At 71.1% G+C, this 21,275-nt stretch carries 17 protein-coding genes; 6 read left to right on the top strand and 11 right to left on the bottom strand.

Features of this window, described 5'->3' with window-relative positions:
* Positions 1-59: 59 nt before the first annotated feature.
* Together AB0M80_RS14005 and AB0M80_RS14010 are read left to right on the top strand one after the other, a co-directional pair.
* Entirely contained in the window at positions 60-926 is an 867-nt protein-coding gene (locus AB0M80_RS14005) for a substrate-binding domain-containing protein (protein WP_364563509.1), read from the top strand.
* A gap of 128 nt (positions 927-1,054) precedes the next feature.
* Entirely contained in the window at positions 1,055-2,563 is a 1,509-nt protein-coding gene (locus tag AB0M80_RS14010) for a hypothetical protein (RefSeq protein WP_364563511.1), read from the top strand.
* Between the two features lie 25 nt (positions 2,564-2,588).
* Here the strand turns inward: AB0M80_RS14010 and AB0M80_RS14015 are convergent, their stop codons facing one another.
* Entirely contained in the window at positions 2,589-3,593 is a 1,005-nt protein-coding gene (locus AB0M80_RS14015) for a glycoside hydrolase family 76 protein (RefSeq protein WP_364563514.1), read from the bottom strand.
* A gap of 72 nt (positions 3,594-3,665) precedes the next feature.
* Between AB0M80_RS14015 and AB0M80_RS14020 the strand changes: the two genes are divergently transcribed.
* Together AB0M80_RS14020 and AB0M80_RS14025 are read left to right on the top strand one after the other, a co-directional pair.
* Positions 3,666-5,804 (top strand): molybdopterin oxidoreductase family protein, encoded by a 2,139-nt coding sequence (locus tag AB0M80_RS14020; protein WP_364563516.1) that lies wholly within the window; start codon positions 3,666-3,668, stop codon positions 5,802-5,804.
* A gap of 96 nt (positions 5,805-5,900) precedes the next feature.
* Complete coding sequence (locus AB0M80_RS14025) at positions 5,901-6,887, top strand: cellulase family glycosylhydrolase (protein ID WP_364563519.1); 987 nt, start codon at positions 5,901-5,903, stop codon at positions 6,885-6,887.
* A 4-nt stretch (positions 6,888-6,891) separates the two neighbouring features.
* Here the strand turns inward: AB0M80_RS14025 and AB0M80_RS14030 are convergent, their stop codons facing one another.
* The 6 genes from AB0M80_RS14030 to AB0M80_RS14055 all read right to left on the bottom strand — a co-directional run bounded on the left by AB0M80_RS14030 (position 6,892) and on the right by AB0M80_RS14055 (position 13,017).
* Positions 6,892-7,548: an RNA methyltransferase gene (locus AB0M80_RS14030; RefSeq protein WP_364563522.1), complete on the bottom strand. Its 657-nt coding sequence runs from the start codon at positions 7,546-7,548 to the stop codon at positions 6,892-6,894.
* Positions 7,549-7,562: 14 nt separating this feature from the next.
* Positions 7,563-7,958, bottom strand: a complete 396-nt coding sequence (locus AB0M80_RS14035) for a DUF2784 domain-containing protein (RefSeq protein ID WP_364563525.1) — start codon at positions 7,956-7,958, stop codon at positions 7,563-7,565.
* Positions 7,959-8,362: 404 nt separating this feature from the next.
* A complete protein-coding gene (gene pyrE, locus AB0M80_RS14040) occupies positions 8,363-8,926 on the bottom strand; it encodes an orotate phosphoribosyltransferase (RefSeq protein WP_364563528.1) in 564 nt (187 codons plus the stop codon).
* Positions 8,927-8,953: 27 nt separating this feature from the next.
* Complete coding sequence (locus AB0M80_RS14045; protein ID WP_364563531.1) at positions 8,954-11,413, bottom strand: ABC transporter permease; 2,460 nt, start codon at positions 11,411-11,413, stop codon at positions 8,954-8,956.
* Positions 11,413-12,174 (bottom strand): ABC transporter ATP-binding protein, encoded by a 762-nt coding sequence (locus AB0M80_RS14050; protein ID WP_364563534.1) that lies wholly within the window; start codon positions 12,172-12,174, stop codon positions 11,413-11,415. Before AB0M80_RS14050 ends, AB0M80_RS14045 begins: the two co-directional genes overlap by 1 nt.
* Before the next feature lie 75 nt (positions 12,175-12,249).
* A complete protein-coding gene (locus tag AB0M80_RS14055; protein WP_364563537.1) occupies positions 12,250-13,017 on the bottom strand; it encodes an SDR family oxidoreductase in 768 nt (255 codons plus the stop codon).
* Between the two features lie 69 nt (positions 13,018-13,086).
* On the opposite strand from AB0M80_RS14055, the gene AB0M80_RS14060 reads away from it, so the two are divergent.
* Positions 13,087-14,016 (top strand): hypothetical protein, encoded by a 930-nt coding sequence (locus tag AB0M80_RS14060; protein ID WP_364563540.1) that lies wholly within the window; start codon positions 13,087-13,089, stop codon positions 14,014-14,016.
* Here the strand turns inward: AB0M80_RS14060 and AB0M80_RS14065 are convergent.
* From AB0M80_RS14065 to AB0M80_RS14080, 4 genes are all read right to left on the bottom strand, one after another.
* Positions 14,013-14,789, bottom strand: coding sequence for a hypothetical protein (locus tag AB0M80_RS14065; protein WP_364563543.1), 777 nt, complete (start codon positions 14,787-14,789; stop codon positions 14,013-14,015). The two genes, AB0M80_RS14060 and AB0M80_RS14065, sit on opposite strands and share 4 nt — an antisense overlap.
* 220 nt (positions 14,790-15,009) lie before the next feature.
* Positions 15,010-17,604 (bottom strand): ATP-dependent chaperone ClpB, encoded by a 2,595-nt coding sequence (gene clpB / locus AB0M80_RS14070; protein WP_364563546.1) that lies wholly within the window; start codon positions 17,602-17,604, stop codon positions 15,010-15,012.
* A 109-nt stretch (positions 17,605-17,713) separates the two neighbouring features.
* Positions 17,714-18,901, bottom strand: coding sequence for an MFS transporter (locus tag AB0M80_RS14075; protein ID WP_364563548.1), 1,188 nt, complete (start codon positions 18,899-18,901; stop codon positions 17,714-17,716).
* 99 nt (positions 18,902-19,000) lie between these two features.
* Complete coding sequence (locus AB0M80_RS14080) at positions 19,001-19,444, bottom strand: MarR family winged helix-turn-helix transcriptional regulator (RefSeq protein WP_364563712.1); 444 nt, start codon at positions 19,442-19,444, stop codon at positions 19,001-19,003.
* A gap of 349 nt (positions 19,445-19,793) precedes the next feature.
* Between AB0M80_RS14080 and AB0M80_RS14085 the strand changes: the two genes are divergently transcribed.
* Positions 19,794-20,969 (top strand): globin domain-containing protein, encoded by a 1,176-nt coding sequence (locus AB0M80_RS14085; RefSeq protein ID WP_364563551.1) that lies wholly within the window; start codon positions 19,794-19,796, stop codon positions 20,967-20,969.
* Positions 20,970-21,275 lie beyond the last annotated feature (306 nt).

Genomic DNA, 21,275 nt, shown 5'->3' on the forward strand with positions numbered 1-21,275 from the left:
CGGACCCCGCGGTACGGCCGTTCAGCGGATACCGTTCCGCTGAGCGTCTGCGAGGGCTGATGACCGCACTTTCGCCGGAGATCCGGTTGTGGGACCCCCCGGTCACCTACCGGATCGGCGTCGCGATGGGGGTGCACGCCAACCCGTACTCCGGCGAGCTGCTGCGCGCGATCAGGGCGGCCGCGGCGCAGGCGGGGTGCGACGTCGTCTTGGCGGACACCGAGGACGCAGCAGGCGAAGAGGCTGCCGTGGTGCGCGCGCTGCGGGCGGACCTGGTGGACGGGGTGCTGCTGGTTCCCTCGGCCGGCGACGAAGCGGTGATCAACGGCCTGGTCCGGATGGGCGTGCCCACGGTGCTGGTGGACCGCGTGGCCGCGCGCAACGACGTCGACCAGGTGGGCACGGAGAACGTGCACGCGGTGGCGTCGCTGGTGAAACACCTGGTTTCCCGTCGCCACCGCAAGATCGGCCTGATCTCGGGTGACGAGGGCCAGGAGGTCAGCCGCGGGCGGGTCCGCGGGTACCGGCTGGGACTGGAACAGGCGGGACTGCGCTTCAACCGCGAACTGGTGGAGTGCGGGTTGTCGACCTCGGGCGGCGCGACCCGCGCGACGGCCAAGCTCCTGGACGGCTGGCCCTCCCCGACGGCCTTGGTGGTGGCGGACGAGTCGATGCTGGTGGGCGTCCAGTACGAGGCCCACCGCCGCGGCATCCGGATCGGCGCCGAGCTCGCGGTGGTCGGCTACGGGGACATGGACTGGGCTCGCCGCGTGAGCCCGGCGGTGACCACGCTGGTCCAGCCGGTCGCGGACCTGGGCCGCCGGGCGGTGCAGTTGCTGATGTCCCGCATGGCGGACCCGGACCGGCCGCCGGAGTCGGTGTGGCTGACCCCGAAGTTCCTGCACGGCGCCTCCTGCGGCTGCTGAGCGCCCTCGGCCCCTTCCGAACGCCATTGAGTGACAAACTGCCCTGATACGTCACTTTTGTTGCTACCCTTTTCGCGCTCCCGACGGGGGAGGCGAAACGGGGGAAGTTGCGCATGGGTGAGCAGTACATGAGCGGAAGCGTTTACTCGGCTTCCCTCTCGGCGGCGCTCAACGAGTACTGGCAGACACTGGAACGCCGCTGGACCAGGGACGCCGGACAGACGCTGCGGGGCGGGACGAGCCGGATCGACGGCGCGCCGTCGCCCGCCCGGTGGCCGGTGCCGCCCGAGTCGCGGGGCCACCTGACGACCTGCCCGATCGTCGCCTGGGCCGTCAACGACGGCACGCAGGCCACCCGGCCGGCCGCCGACGCCTGCGACGGGTGGAGCGTTCCGGACGCGAAATACGTCGAGTGCCGGGCGCACGACGTCTTCTCGCAGGTCGGGGACTGGGCGTGGACGAAACGGGAACAGCTGGCGACCGCGATCCCCGATCTCGCGGGCGGGCCGGAACTCTCGTCCCTCGAAGACGCGCGGGCCATTCTCGTGAAGGCCGACGAGACGATGCGACCGGAGGGATCGGTCGACGCCTACACCCTGCCCGGTCTGGTCGACAAACTCTCCATCAGGGACGACGGCAACAACAACCGAGCCTGGATGGCGGGGTGGACGGGACTCGCGGCGAACAGCCTCAAAGGCGGCTTCCTTTCGACCGTCGGCCCCACCCTGAAGAACCAGAGCGTTCTCGTGAGGTGGCTGGCCAACTGCTACTCCTTGCGGGCCACGACGATCCACGCCGCCCGGAACAACAACCTGCACCTCATCGCCCAGGCCACCCGTGAGCTTTTCGAAGCCGCAGCGCCATCGGCGGACACCCCGAAGGAGAGGGTGGCGGTGAACGCCGCCAGCCAGGCGTGGGGCATCACCACGACGGTCCTCAAGGCGCTGGGACACGAAGCTCCCGGCAGCATCGGCACGGCGCTGACCCTGCTCGACTTCGCGCTGAACATCCGCGAGGCGAAGCCGAACGAAGGGCTTCGGTTCCCGCAACTGAGCGCCTTCTTCGCCCACCTCGATTCCGCCGTCCGCACCCTCCACGGTGATCTGGACGAAGCCGAAGCGGATTATCAGAAGGCCATCACGGCCATCGAGCAGCGGATCGCCGGCGTCGACCGCACGGTGCTGGAACTTTACGACTTCACGCAGAGCAGTCCCGACGGCGACGACACCGACCCGGCCGCTTCCAGCCGGTACGCCGTGGACGTCGTGGTGGTCCTGGAGATCGCCCAGCACTGCTACGAGGTCGCCCAGCACTACTCCGGCCTGCTGAGCAAGGTCGCCACCGCCTCCTACGCCGACGGGCAGCTGGTCGGTCGCGGCGTCGTCCCCACCGCGGCGGACACCGCGTTGATCGCGTTGCGCAACGACGTCGAGTCGTTCTTCCAGAAGTCGACCGCGCGGTACCTCATGGCGGCCGATCGCATCAAGAAGGCCGCCGAGAAGTACGCGGAGAGCGACGCGGAACAGAAAGCCCGGCTCCAGGCCGCGATCGCCGATTGGCGGGAAGCCAAAGTGGGCGAATACGGCAACCGCGAGAACATCGACCTCGACCCGCGCAAGGAGGGCGCCCAGAACTGACCGGGCGCGAGTCGGCCCCCGCGGCTCAAGCCGACAGGGTTGCCGCCGCCTCCAGGAGCATCCAGCCACCCACCTGGACCGACATGTCCCGCTCCGGCGCGTCTTCCGGCAACGGCGGCGACGGCGCCGGGCGGTCCCAGAACGCGCTGAACAACGGGCCGTCCGGTGTTTGCGAAGCGCCCGACCAGCAGGCGTCCGCCGACGTCAGCACCAGCGACCGGGCCGTCGCGGCTTCCGGGCCCGGTAGTGAACGAGCCGCCAGGGCCAGGTACCGGGCGAGGATCGCCGCGAACAACCCGCCGTCGCCGCCTCCCTGGCCGCGGATCACCCCGCCCGGCGCGAGGTGCTCCGCCACCGCGCGGATCGTCCGAGCTGCTTCGTCCACTGAGGACAACTCCAGGCACGCGCCGAGGTACACCCCTTGGCAGTACGTGTAAATATGCTTGACCAGCTCGCCCGTGTCCGCCCGGATCCCGTCCCACACCAGCCCGGATTCCGGATCGACCAAAGTGGAGGACAGCCAGTCCGTCATCGCCCGGGCGCGGGAGAGGTTTCCCGACCGCGCGTGGAAGATCGCCGCCGGGCCGTTGGCCGGGGCGTTCTTGAAGTCGTCGCCGCGGCGCCACCGGATGCCGCCGCCCGCCGCCGCCGTCCAGCCCGACAGGAGCTGCCCGTCGATCGCCGCCAAGGCCGGGCCGACGTCGATGCCCAACGCGGAAACCCGTTGCAGCGCCAGGCCGAGCCACGCGATGTCGTCGTAGTAGTCGTTGGTCCACCGACCGAAGTTGCGCAACCGCACCGAACGCACGAAGGCGCGGATCACCGCGAGCCGTCCGGGCGAAGGCGCACGCAACTGAGCATCAACCAGCGTGTCCAGCAGGTGCGCCTGCCACCAGTAGTTCCAGTGCCAGTGCAGCCGCTGTCCCGCGCTCGCCGGCCAGCCGCTGCGGCCCAGCACCGTGGCCGGCGCCGCCCAGACGCGGCGCAGGTGCCGCGAGGTCACCGCGCGTTCGGCAGCCGAAACGTCCATGACGCAATCCTGCCTTGCCGCCGGACATACCGCTCGGTATGTTGAAGGACCCCGATGGCCTGCGAGGTGCCCATGACCACCGCACACGTCACCTGCCCGCTGTGCGAAGCCACCTGCGGCCTCGAGGTGACCCTCGACGAGAACCAGCAGGTCACCCGGGTCAAAGGCGACGAGGAGGACGTCTTCTCGCGGGGGTACATCTGCCCCAAGGGCGCGTCGCTCGGCGCCCTGCACCACGACCCCGACCGGCTGACCACCCCGCTGCTCAAGCGCGACGGCGAGTTCGTCGAGGTCAGCTGGCAGGAAGCCTACGACGAGATCGCCCGCCGGCTCCCGCCGATCATCGAGCAGCACGGCCGGGACGCCGTCGCGGTGTACGCGGGCAACCCCGGCGTGCACAACATCGCGCTGACGCTCTACGGCCGCGTGCTCTACAAAGCCTTGGGCACCAAGAACTTCTACAGCGCGACGTCGGTCGACCAGCTGCCGAAGCACTACTCCGCCGGCACGATGTTCGGCGACCCGCTCGCCATCCCGGTGCCCGACCTCGACCGGACCCGGCACCTGCTGATCCTCGGCGCCAACCCGCTCGTCTCCAACGGCAGCCTGATGACCGCACCGGACATCCGCGGGCGGCTGCGCGGGATCCGCGACCGCGGCGGCAAGATCGTCGTCGTCGATCCGCGCCGCACCCGGACCGCGCAGGCCGCCGACGAGCACCACGCCATTCGGCCCGGCACCGACGCGCTGCTGCTGTTCGCGCTGGTCAACGTCCTGTTCGCGGAAGACCGCGTCCGGCCAGGACGGATCGAAGCGGACCTCAACGGCCTCGACGACGTCCGCGCGCTGGCCCAGCCGTTCACCCCCGAAGCCGTCGCGCCGCGCACCGGCATCGACGCCACCGACATCCGCCGGATGGCCCTCGAACTGGCCGATGCCGAAAACGCCGTGGTCTACGGCCGGATCGGCACCACGACGCAGGCGTTCGGCACGCTCGCGAGCTGGCTGGTCGACGTCCTCAACGTGCTCACCGGCCACCTCGACGAGCCGGGCGGTGCGATGTTCCCGCTGGCCGCGTGCCAGCCGACCGGGAACCGGCGGCCGTTCGCCGTCGGACGCTGGCGCAGCCGCGTGCGCGGTTACCCCGAGGTCGTCGGCGAACTGCCGGTCGCGACGCTCGCCGACGAGATCGAAACCCCGGGCGAGGGCCAGGTCCGCGCGCTGATCACCGTCAGCGGCAATCCCTGCCTCAGCACGCCCAACTCCGGACGGCTGGCCGCGGCGCTGAGCGGCCTCGACTTCATGATCTCCGTCGACGTCTACCTCAACGAGACCTCGCGGCAGGCCGACGTCATCCTGCCCGGCCCGTCGCCGCTCGAACGCCCGCACTTCGACCTGGCGTTCTACCAGCTGTCCGTCCGCAACGTCGCCAACTGGACACCGGCGACGTTGCCGTCGTCGCTGCCTCAGGAGTGGGAGACCATGCTGCGGCTCACCGGCATCGTCGCCGGCCAGGGCCCCGAAGCCGACGTCGCGGCGCTCGACGACTTCGTCGCTGCCGACGTCGCCCGCCGCGCCGGTCTGGAGGTCAGCCACGACCGGACCGGGCCCGCGCGCCTGGTCGACCTGATGCTGCGCGCGGGTCCGTACGACGTCACGCTGGCCGACCTCGAAGCCGCGCCGCACGGCCTGGATTTCGGGCCGCTGAAGCCGCGGATCCCGGAGGTGCTGTGCACCGCGTCCGGCCGGATCGAACTGGCCCCGGCCGGGGTCGTCGCCGACGTCCCGCGGCTGCGCGAGGAATTGGCGAAGAGTCCGGAAGAGGGCCTGGTGCTGATCGGGCGACGGCACCTGAGCTCGAACAACTCGTGGATGCACAACCTGACGCCACTGGTCCGTGGCGGCAACCGCTGCACGGTCCTGGTGCACCCCGAAGACGCCGCCCGGCTGGGCCTCGCCGACGGCGCCCTCGCGTCGGTGACGTCCCGCGCGGGCAAGCTCGAAATCCCGGTCGAGGTCACCGACGAGATCCGCCCGGGCGTGGTGAGCATCCCGCACGGCTGGGGCCACGACGTCGACGGCGCCCGGACCCGGGTGGCGCGCGCGAACCCCGGGGTCAACTCGAACCTGGTCGCCGACGAGACGCTGCTGGACGTTCCGTCCGGAACGTCCGTCCTGAACGGCATCCCGGTCGAAGTCGCCCCGGCCTGACGCTTGACACCAGCCCGGAGGAAAGCGCATTCTCGGCCGCAGATGTTGACGTAAACATCGATCATCGGCGGCCCCGCCTCGGACATCGGAGTTCGAATGAAGCGCTTCCGCACTCGATTCTGGTCACGCACCGCGATGATCGCGGTACTCACCGCACCACTGCTCGCGATCCCCCAGGACGCGTCCGCCGTCACGAACGCGTTCCGCGGCGTCAACTGGGCGGACGCCCGCGACAACTACGTGGACGGGTGGGTCATCCCGACCGGCCTCACCGCCGCGGACAGCTACAGCACCGTCCACACCAAGGCGGACGGCATCATCACCGGCTTCCAGCAGAAGCTGGGCGCGAACACCGTGCGGCTGCCGATCAACCCGCAGAGCGTGAACTCGGACTGGTGGGCGCGGTACAAGGGTGCCGCCGACTCGGCCCTCTCCCACGGCATGAAGGTCATCTTCGGGTACTGGGAAGCGAACAAGGACGGCTTCGTCGACGACGCGAACGCGTGGAACACCATGTGGGACAAGGTCACCGGCGACTACGCCGGCAACGGCAACGTCTACTTCGAGCCGATGAACGAGCCGTTCGGCTACAGCCTGAGCGCCTGGGTGTCGCTCTGCTCGTCCTGGCTGTCCCGGCACTCGAACATCCCCCGCGGCCGGGTGGTGATCAGCGGCACCGGCTACAACGACAACGTCACCGGCGTCGGCGCGGCGAGCGCGTTGACCGGCACGCTGCTGTCGCTGCACTTCTACGGCTTCTGGGCGTCGGACACCACCCGCTCGGCGTGGACCACGAACCTCAGCAACCGGCTCGGCTCGTACTCGTCCCGCACCATCATCGACGAGGCCGGCGCCCCGATGACGACCGGACTGGACTACTCCGCCGGGCACCAGGACGGCAACAACTTCACCGCCTACTTCGCCGCCACCACCGACCTGACGCGGTCCCGGCAGATGGGCGTCGTCTACTGGCCCGGCCTGCGTTCGGGCGACACCTACTCGATCACGCGGCAGAGCGGCAGCGGCCTGGAAGTCAACAACGCGTCGGGCGTGGCGCAGCTGCGCTGGGGCTGGGGCCTGTAGCGGGTCACCAGGCGCGGCCGAGATCGGCGTGCTGCCGGATCCAGGCGTGCATGACGATCCCGGCCGCGACCCCGGCGTTGATCGAGCGGGTCGTGCCGAACTGGGCGATCGACACCACCAGCGACGCCGCTTCCTGCGCCTGGGGCGAAAGCCCCGGCCCCTCCTGGCCGAACAGCAGCACGCACTCGCGCGGGATCTCGGCCGTCTCGACCGGCTGCGAGCCGGGCGTGTTGTCCACCGCGACGACGGCGAGGCCGTGTTCGGCCGCGAAGGCGACCAGGCCGCCGACGTCGTCGTGGTGGCGGAGGTGCTGGTAGCGGTCGGTCACCATGGCGCCACGCCGGTTCCAGCGGCGCCGGCCGACGATGTGCACCTCGGCCGCGGCGAACGCGTTGGCCGTGCGGACCACGGTGCCGATGTTGTGGTCGTGCTGGAAGTTCTCGATCGCGACGTGGAACGGGTGCCGCCGGCTGTCCACATCGGACACGATCGCCTCGCGGCGCCAGTAGCGGTAGGCGTCGACGACGTTGCGGCGGTCGCCGTCCCGCAGCAGGTCGGGGTCGTACCGCTCGTCCGCGGGCCAGTCACCCGGCCACGGGCCGACGCCGACCTCTTCGCGGCTCACCCACTCGGTGGGTCCGGCGTCGGGGGAGGTGCTCACCCGGCGATTGTCGCCTAGCCGAGGTGGACGGCCCGCACGTGGGCTTCCTCGGCGTGGTCGTGGCGGTGGCGCCAGCGGTGGTACACGCCGACGTAGGAGTAGACGACCACCCCGATCGCGCCGATGCCGATCGCCGGCAGCCACGACGTGGGGAACACCGTGCCGTACAGGTAGTAGGCGTTGAAGCCGCCGGGCAGGTCGCCGAGGCCCTGCTGGTGCCGGAAGTAGTTCTCCAGCGCGGTGAACGGGCAGGGCACCGGCGCCACGTTGACCAGGATGCCCCAGGCCAGCCCGAGCAGGTGGATGAAGATCAGTTTCGGCCAGCGCCAAGCCACGAATCCGCCGAAGCCGATGAGCAGCAGGGCCAGAATGTGCACCACGACGGTCACGTCAGCCAGGAATTTCGCCATCGCACCCCCTCCACCGATCCCCCTACCAGCGACTTTACCCCGCCGGTCGAGTTCTTCCGTTCTTACGGATGCCCAGTGGTGTGATGTTTAACCCAGCGGAGCAACCCGTTCACCTGCGCGGTGACGGAGGGGTTACACCCGGTGGAAATTCCGGCGGCCGCTTCGCGGGGTACTGCGTCGGCTCCTCGTGCGGGTACTGGTCCGGCGCGCCGTCCGGTTTCTTCCGGTTCGGGTCACGCGGGCGGTGCGGCTCCGGCGGCTCGCCGGGCGTCGACGGCTCGTCCATGCGCCCGACGGTACGCCCGGCCCACACCGGACGAGCCCGGATTTCGCCCTCAGGTGAACGCAGCGCCGTCGAGGCCGGTGACCACCACCGACCTCGACCCGGCGCCGCCGCGGGCCGATCAGTCCAGGCCGAGGTCGTCCTTGCCGAGGACGTACCGGTACTCCAGGCCTTCCTTCTCGATGGCCTCTCGCGCCCCGGTGTCGCGGTCGACGACCGTCGCGACGCCGACGACGTCCGCGCCCGCTTCGCGCAGCGCCTCGACCGCCGTCAGGACGCTGCCGCCCGTCGTGGACGTGTCCTCGACGGCCAGCACGCGCTGCCCGCGGACCTCCATGCCCTCGATGCGCCGCTGCATGCCGTGCTCTTTGATCGACTTCCGGACGACGAACGCGTCCAGCAGGACCCCGTCGGTCGCCGCGGAGTGCAGCATCGCCAGCGCGACCGGGTCCGCGCCCAGCGTCAGGCCGCCGGCGGCGACGTAGTCCCAGTCTGCCGTGAGCTGACGCAGCAGCTTGCCGATCAGCGGCGCGGCCGCGTGGTGCAGCGTCGCCCGCCGGAGGTCGATGTAGTAGTCGGCTTCCTTGCCGGACGCCAGGGTCACTTTTCCGTGCACCACGGAAAGATCGGTGACCAGCCTGGCCAGTTCGAGTTTCGCCGCTTGATCCAAACCGGGGTTCGCCACGGCCGAGAGTCTTACACACGACCGCGTTCACTCACCGATGGATGTGGCGTCGACCGCACGTCCGCGCGTCGCGGCCCAGGCCGGCACCAGGATCGCCACGAGCGAGAGCACCACGGCGATCGCGAGCACCGCCAGGTAGATCGTCACCGGCCCCGACGGCAGCGGCGATCCCGTCACCACGAGGCAGAACGGCACGATCGCCCCCGCTGCGACGAGCGTCCCGAGCAGCACCGCGATGGTCGCGATCAGGCCGCCTTCGACGCCGGCCATGCGCAGCACCTGGCCTCGGGTGAAGCCGCTCAGCCGCTGCTGCCCGAACTCGCGGCGCCGCTTCGCGGTGGCCATCACCAGCGTGTTCACCACGGAGATCACCGTGTACGCGAGGATCATCCCGACGAGCAGGTAGTTGACCCAGGCACCGACCTCGTTGCCCTTCGCGTGCGCCGCGATCAGCGTGCCGCGATCACCGACGAACACCGGCAACCCGGCGGTCGCTTCGCGAAGGCGCGAAGTCAGCGTGGCCGTGTCGACGCCGGGCGCGGCGCTGACCAGCAGCTGCGGGGCGAGCCCCAGCGTCGTGTGCGGGGCCAGCAGCTCGGCGGGCAGCACGAGCTTTTCGAAGCCGGGGCGCTGGCTCACGACGGCAGCGACCCGCACGTCCACCGGCGTGCCGTCGCCGAGCCGCAGCGACAACGTGTCGCCGACGTGGCGGCCGAGCTTTTCCGGCACCTCGACGGCGTGCCCGGTCAGCTCGCTGACGCCGAGCGCGGGCCAGCCGTCGTCGTCCTGGCTCGAGTCGAACGGCTTCTCGACGAACACGGTGCTCGTGAGGTACTCCGAAGCACTCGCGACCCCCGGGGTGGCACGCACCCGCCCCAGCACCGCCGGGTCGAGCCCGCTGGGCGCACCGATCACCGCGTCCGCGCGCAGGTCCTCGGTGTAGGCCTGGTTCGAGACGGCTTCCTGCGTGGTCTGCAGGTAGATGTTGGCGGTCGCGATGCCGACCGCGAGCATGATCGGGGTGACCGCACCGGCCGCCCGCACCGCGCCGACGCGGGTGTTGCGCAGCGCGACCCGGCCGTTGACGCCGGTGAGCGCCTGCACCGGCCACCGCAGCAGCGTCGCCATCAGCTTCGTCACGCCGGGACTGATCGCCGCGAGCCCGAACGCCCACAGCATCACCGACGGACCGGCCGTGCTGGCCGCGACCGGGCCGGTCATCACCGCGACCGTGACGATGGCGAGCGCCGTCCCGCCCGCGAAGCACAGGATCGCGGTGATCAGCCGGATCGGCGTCAGCCAGCGCCGCTCCACGGCGGCTTCGGCGAGCGCCTCGGTCGGGCGGACCAGCGAAGCACGCCGCCCCGCCACGAAGGCAGCGGCCACGACGGCCAGGAGGGACGCAGCCGCGGCGACCGTCGCCGGAACCCAGCCCTGCTCGAAGCGCAGCACGTCGGGGACGACGTGGTGGGCGGTGAGCTGGTCGAACAGCCAGTGTCCGAGCACCGGGCCGAGCACCACCGCGACGCCGACCGCGAGCAGACCGACGACCAGCGCCTCGCCGAGCACCATCCGCCGCAGCTGGCGCGGGGTCGTGCCGACCGCGCGCAGCAGTGCGAGTTCGCGTTGACGCTGCTGCGTCGACAGGGTCAGCGTGCCCGCCACGACGAACACCATGACCATCGCCGACAGCCCGCCCGACACGGCGGCCAGCACGATCAGGTTCTCGCCGCCCTTACCCGTCTCGGGGAACTCGAAGGCGCCGCGGCCGGCGCCGGTCGTCACGACCCCGGCGCCTCCGACGGCCGTGGTTACGGCGGCGACGTCACCGCCGAAGACGCCGATGGTGTCGAAGCGGCCCGGGTGCCCGGACAGCCGTTCGGCGTCCGAAGACCCGAAGAACAGCGCCGAGTCCCGCATGGCCTGCGGCGCCTCGGCGAGGCCCGAGATGCGGAACGAGCCGACGCTGCCGTGCGCGGCGACCGGCAGGACAGCGCCGATCGCGAGCCCGGCGGAACGCGCCGAAGCGGCGTCGACCACGACTTCGCCCGGCTTCGGAGCCTGGCCGCTCAGCGCATACGGCGTCAGCACGGCGGAATCCCAGGCGTGCCCGAACGCGCTCGCGGCCCCGATCTGCACGGGGAAGCTGACTTCGCCGACGACGTTCGTGACGCCGGGGACACCGCGCAGCCGGTCGGCCAGCGCCGCGTCGAGCCGGACGCGCTCGGGCAGGGTCGCGTTCTCGAACTTGTGCTTGTCCTCGGGATCGAGGGCCGCCGGGTCCTCCTTCGGCAGCTCGAGCGTCTGCTGCCCGCCGACGACGATCGGCGCCGCGGCCAGCCGCTGCACCGGCGTCTCGGACCGGATGCCGGACTCCATCAGCCCGCCGCACGCCGAGACGACCAGCGCGCCGAAGAACACGGCGACGAACGTCGCCAGGAAGCCGCCCTTGCGCAGGCGGAGGGTGCGCAGTACCAGCTTGAACATCAGGCCCGCACCGCCATCCGGTCCCAGGCACCCAGGTGGGTCATCCGTGCGGCGACGGCTTCCGCGGTCGGCCGGGCCAGCCGTCCGGCGATCCGGCCGTCGGCGAGGAACACGACGTCGTCGGCGTAGGACGCGGCGACCGGGTCGTGCGTCACCATGATCACCGTCTGGCCCGACGACCGGACGGAGTCGCGCAGCAGGCCGAGCACCTCGGCGGCGGTGCGGGTGTCGAGCGAGCCGGTCGGCTCGTCGGCGAACAGCACGGCGGGGTCGGTGATCAGGGCCCGCGCGATCGCGACGCGCTGCTGCTGGCCGCCGGACAGCTGACCGGGCAGGTGCTTGCGGCGCCCGTCGAGGCCGACGTGCGTGAGGATCCGCGCCACGAGCCGCTTGTCCGGGCGCTTCTTGGCCAGCTGCAGGGGCAGCACGACGTTCTGCTCGACCGTCAGGGCCGGGAGCAGGTTGAACGCCTGGAAGACGAAGCCGACGCGGTCGCGCCGCAGCTTCGTCAGGTAGGTCTCGCTCTTGCCGTCGAGGTCCTGGCCGTCGAGCACGACCCGGCCGGACGTGGGCCGGTCGAGGCCGGCCGCGCAGTGCAGGAACGTGCTCTTGCCCGAACCGGACGGGCCCATCACGGCGGTGAACCCGCCGCGCGGGAACCCGATCGAGACCCCGTCCAGCGCGGTCACACCGTCGCCGTACTCCTTGCGCACAGCCTCCAGCCGGACCGCGTCGGCTGTCTCGTGCCACCCAGTTGTCATGGGGAAAACGCTAGGCAGCCGGCCGCCGATCCACCCTGGTGCAGACGCGTGTTCCGGAGGTGGGGACAGCCCTACTCAGGTGCGGCCCTTGCCACCGAAGCCACCGCTGATCCGGCGCAGCACCGCCCGCGGCAGCAGGCCGCCGATCGCGACGACGGCCTTGTACTGCAGGCTCGGCACGGAGATCACCTTGCCGCGGCGCAGGTCCGCGAGCGCCTCCCCGACCACCTGTTCGACACCCAGCCAGGCGATTTTCGGGCCCGGTTTGCCGATGCCGGCCCGCTCGTGGAATTCGGTCGCCGTGAAACCGGGGCAAAGTGCCATCATCCGGACACCCTTCGGCAGCGACGCGGCGATGCCTTCGGTGAAGGACGTGACCCAGTTCTTGCTGGCCGTGTACGTCGAGCCGCGGCCGCTGAAGAAGCCCGCGACGCTGCTGACCTGGATGATTTCGCCGTGACCGCGTTCGATCATGCCGGGCAGCACGGCCCGGGTGAGCCGCAGCACCGCGGTGACGTTGACGTCCAGCTGGCGCTGCAGCGCGTCCGGCGGGATGGTCCAGAAATCGCCGTTCAGCCCGAACCCGGCGTTGTTCACCAGCAGGTCGACCGGCCCGGCGGCGAGCCGCTCCTCGACCACCGCTCGTCCGTCCACTTCGGACAAATCGGCGGGGAGCACTTCGACGGCGACACCGTGCTTTTCGCGCAGCTCAGCGGCGTAAGCCTCCAGGCGCGCGACGTCACGGGCGACGAGCACCAGGTCGTACTTCTCGGCGGCGAGCGTGCGCGCGAACTGCGCGCCGATGCCCGCGGTGGCTCCGGTGATTACGGCGGTGGTGGTCATGTGGGTGAACATACCCGCTGGTCACGGGCGGACGTGCGTTCGATTCGGCGGGGAAGTATCGTCCGCCGCATGGGTAAGCACAGCAGGCGCAAAAGCGGCTATCTGCCCAAGGTCGCCGCGGGCGCGGCGCCCGTCGCGCTGCTCTTCGCGGCCCCCGCCACGGCGCTGGCGACGCCGGCCGAGCTGACCCTGCCGCTCTACCACCGCGAAGACAGCACGTTCGGGCGCGACTTATCGACGTCCGGCGAGGACGACTCGTCGGTGGTGCGCGAGACCCTGGTCATGACGCGCCACGACTTCCTCGCGAAGGAGGTCGCCGGCGCGGTGCTCGCCAATGACCTCGCGGAGTCCGCGACCGCACGCCGCGAGGAGCGGCAGAAGGGGACGTCGGCCGCGGCGCAGGAGAGCGAGTCGCTCGGTCGCGCCGGCCGGCACACGCTGCGCCTCGGCGACGTCCGGGCGGTCACCGCGAACAACCAGCGGCTCGGCCAGGGTGCTTCGCGGAACCTGTCGCTCTCGCCCGTCGCGGGCTACGCCGAGCGCCGGACCGGCGCCGGCGAAGGCACGAGCCACGGGGTCTGGCTGGCCGACGGGGTCGACGTGCTGAGCCAGAACGCCGAACAGTTCGACACCGGCCTGTACGGCAACTTCGCGGGCGACCTCCAGAGCGCACTGGCGGCCCACCGCTCGTCCGGCCAGGCGGTCGACCTCGGCCGGCTGGGCGCGGTCGGCACGACGTCCGAGCAGCACGCAACGGGCCGGATCGCCGGCGTCCTCGACATGGGGCAGAAGCACGAAGCAGGCGGTCAGCTGGGCCCGGCCTGGGGGCTGGTGACGACGAGCCAGTCGCTCGGCCCGACCGGACCGGCGGGCTGGATCAGCGGCGACCTCGACGTGGATCACGTGATCCACGCCGAAGGCAGCACGACGTCGGTGCGCGGCACGCTCGACCGGTCGGCGTCGCTCAGCGTGCTCGACCAGCCGGCGCTCGGCTTTTAGCTCTCGCTCGGCGCCGGCGGCGGGTCCGCGGGCGGCTGCTGGACCGGCGCCCCGGCCGCCGGGGTCCCCGGGGCAGCCGGGGCGGTGGCCTCGGACGGGACCGGGGCGCTCGCCTGGTGGCGGCCCGCCTCGTAGTCCTCGTCGAACGGGTCGACGATGTCCGCGATCTCGCCGAGATCGCGCAGCAGGCGCTCCAGCCGCGACGGGCCGGCGGTCGGGACGACGCTGGCGAGCACCCACTCGTTCTCCAGCCACGCCACGCCGACGTCGCCGCCGAGCTGGTCCGCCGCGTCGACCAGCTCCTGGGTGATCACCGCGCGGGCGCCGTCGGCGTCGTCCGCGAACGCGTAGCGCGAGCCGATCGGGCCGAGCATCTCGGGCATGTCCGCGCGCTGGAACGGGACGCTGGACAGCCACATCTCGATCGGGATCCGGTGCTTCTTGTTGCAGCGCACGGCGACCACGACCGCGGGGATCTGGCCCTCGGACTCGATGTCGAAGATGAACACCGGGCGGCGGCCGTCGGAGGTGAAGGTCGAGCCCGCGACGACGTTGACGGCGGCGTCCGCGCCGAAGTAGCCGATGGCGCCGTTGGACCACTGCTGCGGCAGCCGCTCGTCCTCCTCGACGAACTGCCAGCCGCGCAACTGTGCCCAGCGCATTCGCTCGCGGTTGCGCGAGCCCTCCTTCGCCCGGTCGGCTGCGAGCAGCCCCAGCCCCGCCACCAGCGCGACGGCGGCGATGACGAACCAGATCCACGCCGGAATACCCACGACCGCAGGGTATCGCCTGTTACGTCGCGGGGATGATCGCCGGTACCCGTGTCGCCGGGCCCATTCGGAGCATTTTCGGTGGTTTCGGGTCGACAAATCGCCACAAACCACTGTGGACGCCCGCCCAGGCCCCCTCCGCTCCGCCGCACAGCCGTGAATGCCACCTTGAGGGACTTGGCGTCTCTCAAGGTGGCATTCACCGACCTGGGTCGGACGCGGGTCAGACCCGGGTGACGGTCAGGGCGTCTCCCGCTTCCAGCTCCGGGCCGTCGACGCGCACGGTGTCGCCGTCCCGGATCCCGCCCGACAGCAGCTCCTTCGCCAGCTTGTCGCCGATCGCCGACTGGACCAGCCGCCGCAGCGGGCGGGCGCCGTAGATCGGGTCGAAGCCGTTGAGCGCGAGCCACTCGCGGGCGCTGTCGGTGACCTCCAGGTTCAGTCGCCGCTGGGCCAGCCGCTTCGCGAGCCGGGCGATCTGGATGTCCACAATGGACGTCAGCTGCTCGGTGCCGAGGGAGTGGAACACGACGATGTCGTCGAGCCGGTTGAGGAACTCCGGCTTGAACTGCCGCTGCACCACCTCCAGCACCGCGTCCCGCCGCTGCCGCTCGTCGAGCGACGGGTCGGCGATGGCGTGCGAGCCGAGGTTCGAGGTCAGGATCAGGATGGTGTTCCGGAAGTCCACCGTCCGGCCCTGGCCGTCGGTCAGCCGTCCGTCGTCGAGGACCTGCAGCAGCACGTCGAAGACGTCCGGGTGGGCCTTTTCCACCTCGTCGAGCAGCACCACCGAGTACGGGCGGCGCCGCACGGCCTCGGTCAGCTGGCCACCCTGGTCGTAGCCGACGTACCCCGGCGGGGCGCCGACCAGGCGCGCCACCGAGTGCTTCTCGGCGTACTCGCTCATGTCGATGCGCTGCATCGCGCGCTCGTCGTCGAACAGGAACGCCGCCAGCGCCTTGGCCAGCTCGGTCTTGCCGACGCCGGTCGGGCCGAGGAACAGGAACGAGCCGGTCGGCCGGTCGGGGTCGGCGACGCCGGCCCGGCTGCGGCGGACCGCGTCCGCGACGACCTGCACGGCTTCGGCCTGCCCGACGACCCGCCTGGCCAGCTCCTCCTCCATCCGGAGCAGCTTGCCGGTCTCGCCCTCCAGCAGCCGTCCCGCCGGGATGCCGGTCCACGCGCTGACCACGTCCGCGACGTCGTCCGCGCCGACCTCCTCCTTCAGCATCACGTTCTGCTGGCTGGCCTCGTTCGCCGCGGTGGCCGCTTCGAACTCCTTCTCCAGCGCGGGGATCCGGCCGTAGCGCAGCTCGGCGGCCTTGCCGAGGTCGCCGTCGCGCTCGGCGCGCTCCGACTCGCCGCGCAGCTGCTCCAGCTGTTCCTTGAGCTCGCGGACGCGCTCGATGGAGCCCTTCTCGTTCTGCCAGCGCGCGGTCAGCGCGGTCAGCGTCTCGCGCTTCTCCGCCAGCTCCGCGCGCAACGCCGCCAGCCGGTCGCGAGAGGCGGCGTCGCTCTCTTTGGCGAGGGCCATCTCCTCGATCTCCAGGCGGCGCACGGCGCGCTCGACCTCGTCGATCTCCACCGGCCGCGAGTCGATCTCCATGCGGAGCTTCGACGCGGCCTCGTCGACCAGGTCGATCGCCTTGTCCGGCAGGAAGCGCGCGGTGATGTAGCGGTCGGACAGCGTCGCGGCGGCGACCAGCGCGGCGTCCGTGATCCGGACACCGTGGTGCACCTCGTAGCGCTCCTTCAGCCCGCGCAGGATCGCGATGGTGTCCTCCGGCGACGGCTCGCCGACGAGCACCTGCTGGAAGCGCCGCTCCAGGGCGGCGTCCTTCTCGATGTGCTGGCGGTACTCGTCGAGGGTGGTCGCGCCGACCATGCGCAGCTCGCCGCGGGCGAGCATCGGCTTGATCATGTTGCCCGCGTCCATCGCGCCCTCGCCGGTCGCACCGGCGCCGACGATGGTGTGCAGCTCGTCGATGAAGGTGACGACCTCGCCCGCGGAGTCGGTGATCTCCTTGAGCACGGCCTTCAGCCGCTCCTCGAACTCGCCGCGGAACTTCGCGCCGGCCACCATCGACCCGAGGTCGAGGGCGACGACGCGCTTGCCGCGCAGCGACTCGGGCACGTCCCCGGCGATGATGCGCTGGGCCAGGCCCTCGACGATCGCCGTCTTGCCGACGCCCGGCTCGCCGATCAGGACCGGGTTGTTCTTCGTGCGCCGGGAAAGCACCTGCACGACGCGGCGGATCTCGGTGTCGCGGCCGATGACCGGGTCGAGCTCGCCGGCGCGAGCGCGCTGGGTGAGGTCGACGCCGTACTTCTCGAGGGCCTTGAAGGTGCTCTCGGGGTCCGCGCTGGTGATCCGGGCCGAGCCGCGGACCTTGGCGAACGCCTCCTGCAGCGCGTCCGGCGTGGCACCGTGGCGCTTGAGCAGGTCGGCGACCTGGCCGCCCTCGGTCGCGAGCCCGACGAGCAGGTGCTCGGTCGAGACGTACTCGTCACCCAGCTCGGTGGCGAGCTTCTGCGCGCGCGTCAGCGACTTGACGGCGAAGGTGTCGAACTGCGGGCTCGACACGGTCGCGCCGGTCGCGGACGGCAGCGCCGCGATGAGCGGCTCGAGCTCCTTGTGCACCACTTCCGGGTCCGCCCCGACCGCGGTCAGCAGCGGCGCGGTGAGCCCCTCACCCTGCGCCAGCAGGGCGCCCAGCAGGTGGGGCGCCGAGACGTGCGGGTTGCCGGCCATCGTGGCCGCCTGGGCCGCCGACGAGATCGCCTGCTGGGTCTTCGTGGTCGGGTTGAAAGCGTCCATCCCTCACCTCATGCTCGGTACTGCGACTTGAACACCAAAAATGCCTGGTGACCGGCCCGCCCAAGGCCCGTCACCATCCCTAACGCACGAAAACTTGAGTCTGTTCCGCTCAACTCTGTCCGGGTGCGACCGCGCTCGCCGGCAACCGGGATCCGAGCATCCCGAGCCCGGGCACGGCAAGGGCAGCGCACGCCCCCACCAGCACCCAGGGTAACCAGTCGGCCACGGCGAACAACGTCACCACGGCGGGCGCGATCACCTGCGCCACGGTGAACGCGTACTGGTACGCAGCGAGATAACGACCGCGGGCGACCGGAGGTGCCGCGGCTTCGGCGAGTGCCCCCGATCTCGGCCCGAAAACCAGGTCGCCGGCGGCGAACACGAGCGTCGACACGAGCAGGTAGCCCACCCGCCAGCCGTCGGGCACCAGCAGCACCCCCAGGCTGACCAGGCACCACGCGGAGAACAACGCCGAACCGACGCGCATCGCCGCGATCCGCGTCAGCCGGGCGGTGAGCCGTAGCGCGACGGTGCTGCAGAGGCTGGTCAGCACGGTCAGCAGCGCGAGGAGCGCGCCCGGCAGCCAGGCCGGGCCGTGCAGCCGGTCGAGCACGAACACCGGCGTGCCGATCAGGAAGAAGTCCAGCGAGAGCCCGAAGAGCCCGCTGAACAGGATCAACGCGAGGTACGGCCGGTCGCGCAGCACCCGGACCGACCGCTGGGAGGCCTGCCGGTGCGGCCGCGCCAGCCGGATGAAGAAGACGAGGATGGCTGCGGCCACGAAGAACGTCAGCGCGTCCACGGCGAGCACGATGCGGTAGCCGGTGCTGTCCAGCCACGTCAGCAGCGCACCCGCCGTGAGACCGCCGAGGCCGAAGGAAGCGGCCCGCACCATCCCCACCTCGGCGAACGGCCGATCTTTGGGGATGTCGCCCGCGACGTCGGCGATGAGCACGAGCAGGGAGCTGTAGAACAGCTGCTGGCCGGCGGACAGCAGGACGGCGGCGGCCACCACCGCGCCCGCGCCGCCGGCGAGGAGGTACGCCCCCGCGCCGGCGGCCTGCAGCAGCTGGGCGCCGACCACCACGGCGCGGGGCCCGACGCGGTCCACGAGCCGCCCGGCGAGCGGAGGTACGAGGAGCCCCCCGACGGCGCCGAGGGTGACGGCCGTGCCGGCCATGGCCAGCGGCAGCCCGACCACCTGTGTCACGTAGACCAGCGTCAACGGGAGGAACAGACCTGAGCCGAAGTTGTCGATCCCCAGCGCGCACAGCAGAGCGACCCGGTCACGCGTCACCTATCGACGTTAACCCTGAGGAACGCCCCTAAGTCAGGACCGAACGGACACTTTCCGCGGGGGAAAGAGCCACTTCCGGTGTGCCTCTTGGCGGCGCTGTCACTTGTTCGTGTCAGCCAAGCAGGCGTCGCTGCCGAGGGCGCGGCGAAGATCGGCGTTCATCTCCGCCAGCCGCCCGGTGAGGTCGGTGACGCGCTCGTCGTCCCAGCCGCCGAGCGCCTTCTCCATGAACTCGATGTAGTTGGCGCGCCAGCGGACGAGTTCGGCGCGGCCCTTCTCGGACACGCTCACCAGCGACGCCCGGCCGTCTTCCGGTGCGGGACGGCGGTCGACCAGCCCGGCCGCGGAGAGCTGGGTGATCTGCCTGCTCACGACCGAGAGGTCGACGAACCGGCGTTTCGCCAGCTCGGACGGCCGGGCCTCGCCGTTCTTCGCCAGGTCGGACAGCAGCATCGCGGCCGCCGGGTGCAGCCCGGGCTCGCTCTGCCAGACTTGCATGATCCAGGCGTGCTGGAGCTGGGAAGCGGTCTTCAGCTCGCGCATGAGCTCGACCCGGACGTCGTCGTCGGTGCCGTCGAAGCTCACCGGAACCTCCCTTGGTTGTGCCATACAAGTTTATTGCCGGTCGCTTGCCCGGGACAACCATCGGACCGGTGAGGTCCCCCACGCACGCCCGTGACGAATCCACCCGGTCGGAGCAACAATGCGGGCAAAAGGCCGCCCGGCGGCTACCCTGCGGACGGACCGCGCGCGCGGGCGGGCGAGTAACGAGGTGGATGCAGTGGCGATGGACCCAGGAGGCGGCCGTGACCGGAGACGCCGTCCCCGCGCCTGGGCCGGCGGTGCATGATCGGGTGCCGCCGCTCAACCGTCCCCGACCCGTGAACACCCCATGACAGCCGACTCGGTAAGCCCGCTCCCCAGGTCCTCGGCCCCGCGTGAAGCGCCCGCGGCCGTGACCGCCATGGTCAAGCTCATCCGGGACAGCTGGGCCAAGTCCGAGCCGTACATCGCGGACATCTCGCAGTTCTTCTACGGGATGCTGTTCACCCTCGCCCCGACCACGCGCGACTTCTTCCCGATCAACATGGAGATCCAGCGCGGCCGGCTGGTGCGCGCGCTGGTGCACATCGTGCAGATGGTCGACCGGCCCGACGACCTCGCGCCGTTCCTGCGTCAACTGGGCCGCGACCACCGCAAGTTCGGCGTGGTGCCCCGGCACTACGAAGCGGTGGGCACCGCGCTGCTGGCGTCGCTCAAGAACCACCTGGGCCCGGAGTGGACGCCCCAGGTCGAACGGGCGTGGGCCGAGGCGTTCACCATCGCCGCACGGGCCATGCAGGACGCCGCCGCGTCCGACACGAACCCGCCGTCGTGGCAGGCCACGGTGGTCGAGCACCGGCGGCTGACCTGGGACCTCGCCCTGGTGCGGCTGGTGCCCGACCAGCCCGTTCCGTACCACCCGGGGCAGTACGTGAGCGTCGAAGTACCCCAGCGGCCGCGGCTGTGGCGCTACCTCTCGCCGGCGAACGCGCCGCGCGAAGACGGCGGCATCGAGTTCCACGTCCGCGCGATCGACGGCGGCTGGGTCTCCCGCGCCATCGTCAGCCACACCCAGCCCGGGGACGTCTGGCGGCTCGGCCCGCCGCTGGGCCGGATGACGGTCGACCGGGAGTCGTCCCGAGCCGTGCTGATGATCGCCGGCGGGACGGGCATCACGCCGCTGCGGGCGATCCTCGACCACCTCGCGCTGTGGGGCGAGAACCCGAAGACCCGCCTGTTCTACGGCGGGCCGGCTCGCGAGGACCTCTACGACCTCGAAGAACTGCGCGCGCTCGCGGCCACCAACCCCTGGCTGACCGTCACGCCGGTCGTGGAGCGCGGCGGCGACGTCCCCGGGTTCGAGCAGGGCACCCTGGCCGAAGCCGTCACCAGGTACGGAGCCTGGCCCGGCCACGACATCCTCGTGTCCGGCTCCCCGGCGATGATCCGCGCGACGGTGTCGCGCATGCTGGTCGCGGGCAGCGCGCTGGACCAGATCCAGTACGACCCGTTCACCATCGACTGACCACCGGCAATCCGCCGTACGGGCAACAATTCGTTACGCTCCGGAAATCAGCATCCCGTAACGGATGAATCGACGGCGTGATCATTTTTACGCTATGCCAGGTCGGGTTGACCGGGCGTGGCCGAATTGCTCCGTTCGAGCGGGAACGCGCGTAATCACGCGCATCTGCACGGGAATTCGCCTACAGTCGGGATCCCTCGGGGGCGGCACGCCACAGCGACGCCGCATGCACGGCGTACAAATGCCTTTGCACGACTGGAGATTACCGTTCCCGATGAGTGCTGAATCCGTGAAGATCTCCGCGGC

The organism is Amycolatopsis sp. NPDC051045, assembly GCF_040682955.1.
Classification (GTDB): domain Bacteria; phylum Actinomycetota; class Actinomycetes; order Mycobacteriales; family Pseudonocardiaceae; genus Amycolatopsis.

Excerpts from the sequence above, each read along its gene's own strand:
- AB0M80_RS14005 (WP_364563509.1), top strand. The coding sequence starts at position 60 with ATGACCGCACTTTCGCCGGAGATCCGGTTGTGGGACCCCCCGGTCACC.
- AB0M80_RS14010 (WP_364563511.1), top strand. The coding sequence starts at position 1,055 with ATGAGCGGAAGCGTTTACTCGGCTTCCCTCTCGGCGGCGCTCAACGAG.
- AB0M80_RS14015 (WP_364563514.1), bottom strand. The coding sequence starts at position 3,593 with ATGGACGTTTCGGCTGCCGAACGCGCGGTGACCTCGCGGCACCTGCGC.
- AB0M80_RS14020 (WP_364563516.1), top strand. The coding sequence starts at position 3,666 with ATGACCACCGCACACGTCACCTGCCCGCTGTGCGAAGCCACCTGCGGC.
- AB0M80_RS14025 (WP_364563519.1), top strand. The coding sequence starts at position 5,901 with ATGAAGCGCTTCCGCACTCGATTCTGGTCACGCACCGCGATGATCGCG.
- AB0M80_RS14035 (WP_364563525.1), bottom strand. The coding sequence starts at position 7,958 with ATGGCGAAATTCCTGGCTGACGTGACCGTCGTGGTGCACATTCTGGCC.
- AB0M80_RS14045 (WP_364563531.1), bottom strand. The coding sequence starts at position 11,413 with ATGTTCAAGCTGGTACTGCGCACCCTCCGCCTGCGCAAGGGCGGCTTC.
- AB0M80_RS14050 (WP_364563534.1), bottom strand. The coding sequence starts at position 12,174 with ATGACAACTGGGTGGCACGAGACAGCCGACGCGGTCCGGCTGGAGGCT.
- AB0M80_RS14055 (WP_364563537.1), bottom strand. The coding sequence starts at position 13,017 with ATGACCACCACCGCCGTAATCACCGGAGCCACCGCGGGCATCGGCGCG.
- AB0M80_RS14060 (WP_364563540.1), top strand. The coding sequence starts at position 13,087 with ATGGGTAAGCACAGCAGGCGCAAAAGCGGCTATCTGCCCAAGGTCGCC.
- clpB (WP_364563546.1), bottom strand. The coding sequence starts at position 17,604 with ATGGACGCTTTCAACCCGACCACGAAGACCCAGCAGGCGATCTCGTCG.
- AB0M80_RS14080 (WP_364563712.1), bottom strand. The coding sequence starts at position 19,444 with ATGCGCGAGCTGAAGACCGCTTCCCAGCTCCAGCACGCCTGGATCATG.
- AB0M80_RS14085 (WP_364563551.1), top strand. The coding sequence starts at position 19,794 with ATGACAGCCGACTCGGTAAGCCCGCTCCCCAGGTCCTCGGCCCCGCGT.